Origin of the sequence: Zoogloea oleivorans (genome assembly GCF_008107625.1) — a bacterium.
Taxonomy (GTDB): Bacteria; Pseudomonadota; Gammaproteobacteria; order Burkholderiales; family Rhodocyclaceae; genus Zoogloea; species Zoogloea oleivorans.
On the sequence record NZ_SDKK01000073.1, the window covers coordinates 1 to 2,869 of the forward strand.

Annotated in this window: 4 protein-coding genes; 3 read left to right on the plus strand and 1 reads right to left on the minus strand. The window is 65.3% G+C overall.

Translation table 11 applies throughout. The features are described 5' to 3' along the window. Nucleotides 1-105: 105 nt before the first annotated feature. From ETQ85_RS25675 to ETQ85_RS25685, 3 genes are read left to right on the plus strand one after another with little or no spacing between them, the layout of a single operon-like run. Entirely contained in the window at nucleotides 106-489 is a 384-nt protein-coding gene (locus ETQ85_RS25675; protein ID WP_148581818.1) for a DUF6394 family protein, read from the plus strand. A 4-nt stretch (nucleotides 490-493) separates the two neighbouring features. Continuing rightward, nucleotides 494-2,233 (plus strand): potassium channel family protein, encoded by a 1,740-nt coding sequence (locus tag ETQ85_RS25680; RefSeq protein ID WP_148581819.1) that lies wholly within the window; start codon nucleotides 494-496, stop codon nucleotides 2,231-2,233. Between the two features lie 45 nt (nucleotides 2,234-2,278). Further along, complete coding sequence (locus tag ETQ85_RS25685; RefSeq protein ID WP_148581821.1) at nucleotides 2,279-2,641, plus strand: VanZ family protein; 363 nt, start codon at nucleotides 2,279-2,281, stop codon at nucleotides 2,639-2,641. 81 nt (nucleotides 2,642-2,722) lie between these two features. Here ETQ85_RS25685 and ETQ85_RS25690 read toward each other — a convergent pair. Further along, nucleotides 2,723-2,869, minus strand: a 147-nt coding sequence (locus tag ETQ85_RS25690; RefSeq protein WP_148581820.1) for a DUF2322 family protein, incomplete at its 5' end; no start/stop codon positions are given.

Here is a 2,869-nt window from a genome sequence, read left to right on the forward strand (position 1 = left end):
AAGTCCGACCCACAGGAAAACGACAAACGGGCCGCGATTGCGGCCCGTTTGTCGTTTCCATTCCGGTGTAGCATTCCGCCACTCCCCTTCTACCCGCGCCCCCCGATGAACCTCGAGAAAGTCATCTTCGGTTTCTTCATTGTTTTCGCCGCCACCCTCAACTTCGGCTTCTTCATCGGCGACATCGACAACCCGGTCCATCACGACATCTACGAGCTCTTCGCGGCCATCGTGGTGAACCTGATCGCCACCGTACTCAAGTTTGGCGACCGCACCCAGATTGGCGCGGTGCACCTGGCCACCAGCCTGGTGGCCGACCTGCAACTGCTGGCCGCGGCGATGGTGTGGGGCTACACGATCCACGTTGCCGGCACCGGGCTCACCGCTGGCGCCATGTCGAGCATCGTGTCGCTGTCGGGCGGCGCGCTCTTCGCCAACGTGATCTCGGTGGTCATCCTGATGGCCGAAACCATCATGCAGCGTCGCTAAGGGCATGGACGCCGGCAGCACCCCCACCAGCACGATCTTTCTCGTCCTGCGGCGGCTGCGTCCGCCGCTGATCGTCCTGATAGTGATCTTCGCGGTGTCGGTGCTCGGGCTCACGCTGGTGCCCGGCCCGCTGGATGCCAATGGGGCAATCCAGCGCCTGAGCTTCTTCCACGCCACCTACTTCTTCAGCTATACCGCCACGACCATTGGCTTTGGCGAGATTCCCTACGCTTTTTCCGAGCAGCAGCGCCTGTGGGTGACCTTGTGCATCTACCTGTCGGTGATCGGCTGGGCCTACACACTGGGCACCGTGTTCGCGATGCTGCAGGACAAGAACTTCCTCAACGCAGTGGCCGTGCAGCGCTTTTCGCGCCAGGTGCGGCGTCTGCGGGAGCACTTCTTCCTGGTCTGCGGCTACGGCGAAACCGGCCGCCTGATCTGTAAGGCGCTGGATGAACTGGGCTACCGGGCGGTGGTCATCGAACTGGACGAAGCCAAGGTCGGCGACCTCGAACTGCAGAGCTACTCGGCCGACATGCCGGCCCTGTGCGCCGATGCGGGCAAGCCCGACACGCTGATTTTTGCCGGACTCACCAGCCGCTATTGCCGCGGCGTGATCGCCCTCACCAACGACGACAACACCAACCTGGCCGTGGCCATCGCCGCCCGCCTGCTGGCCCCTGCCCTGCCCGCCCTGTGCCGCGCCGAGCACACCGATACGGTCGCCAACATGGCCTCCTTCGGCACCCGCCACATCATCAACCCCTTCGAGAAGTTCGGCGAATACATGGCCCTGGCCCTGCACTCGCCAGCGGCCTACAACCTGCTCTTGTGGCTCACCGGTCTGCCCGGCACCACCATCACCCGCCACCGCGAACCGCCCCGTGGCAAATGGGTGCTGTGCGGCTACGGCAGCTTCGGCAAGGTCATGACCGAAGCGCTGGAGAACGCCGACCTGCCAGTCAGCATCATCGACCGGGCCCCGCCCGCCGACCCGACCCACACCTGGGTCAAGGGCGACGGCACCGGCACGGAGGCCCTGCGCGCCGCCGGCATCGCCGATGCGGTCGGCATCGTCGCGGCCACCGGCAACGATGTGAACAACCTGTCCATCGTCGTCACCGCGCGGGAGCTCAACCCCCGGCTGTTCACCGTGCTGCGCCAGAATCAGGTTGCCAACCGGGCCCTGTTCGACGCCTTCGAGTCCGACTTCGCGATGGTGCCCAGCGAGATCGTCGCCCACGAATGTCTGGCCATTCTGACCACACCGCTCCTCGCCCCTTTTCTCGACACCGTCCGGCATGCCGACGGCACCTGGGCCAAGACCCTGCTGGACGAGCTGACCGGCCGCTTCGGCTGGGACGTGCCGGCCGTGTGGAGCGTGGCCATCAACCTCGCCCAGGCACCCTCCGTCTATCGCATGCTGATGCGCCACGAACAAAAGCTGCGCCTCGCCGACCTGCTGCGCGCTCCGGAAACCGACCGCCCGGAACTCCCCTGCCGGGCCTTGCTGCTACTGCGCGAAGGCGATCCACCACGCCTGCTGCCGGAGGATGAACAGGAAGTCCGCCTCGGTGACCAAATCCTTTTCGTCGGCAGCGAACGGGCCCGCAAGGACCTCGCCCTGACCCTTTTCAACGGCCACACCCTCAAGTTCGTCCTCACCGGACAGGACTCCCCCAGCGGACTGGTGTGGGAATGGCTGGCCGCTCGACGGCAAGCCCGGGAAGCCGCCCGCATCTGAATCCGGGCCGCTACAATGCCAGCTGCATCCCACTTCCGTCATCCCATGCTCTCCCGCATTCCCCCTTTCGTCGTGCGCAGCACCTTCATCGTCGCCCTGGTAGTGATCTTCGCGCTGGCGATGATTCCGCTACCCATGGTCCCGATGGTCGTCGCCTTCCAGGACAAGGTCGAGCACTGCGGTGCCTTCGCCGTACTGATGCTGATGGGCTGGGCCGGCTGGCCCTCTCGGGCCTCGCGGGTCGCAGGCGGGCTGGTGCTCTACGGGCTGCTGATCGAGGTGGCCCAGGACCAACTCACCACCAACCGGGTCGGCGACCCCCTGGACTGGCTGGCCGATTCGCTCGGCATCGCCATCGGCCTCGGCCTCATCCGGTTGCTGGCCATGCGACGGCGCGCAGACGCCTGACCTGCAGGTCGCGCTTCAACCCGATCCACAAAAAAAGGGCTGCCAAGCGGCAGCCCTTTCTGTTTGCGATGCGTGAAATGCTCAGGTCGCGAAAACGTGCTTCACCCGTAGCGTCTCGCCCCGCTCCACCAGACCGATCAGACGGTCGATATTGGGGTGCTTGCCGGGATTGAGGCGTGCATCCTCGCTGTGTTCGGCGTAGATCTCGATGCCCTGGGTGGCGGCATC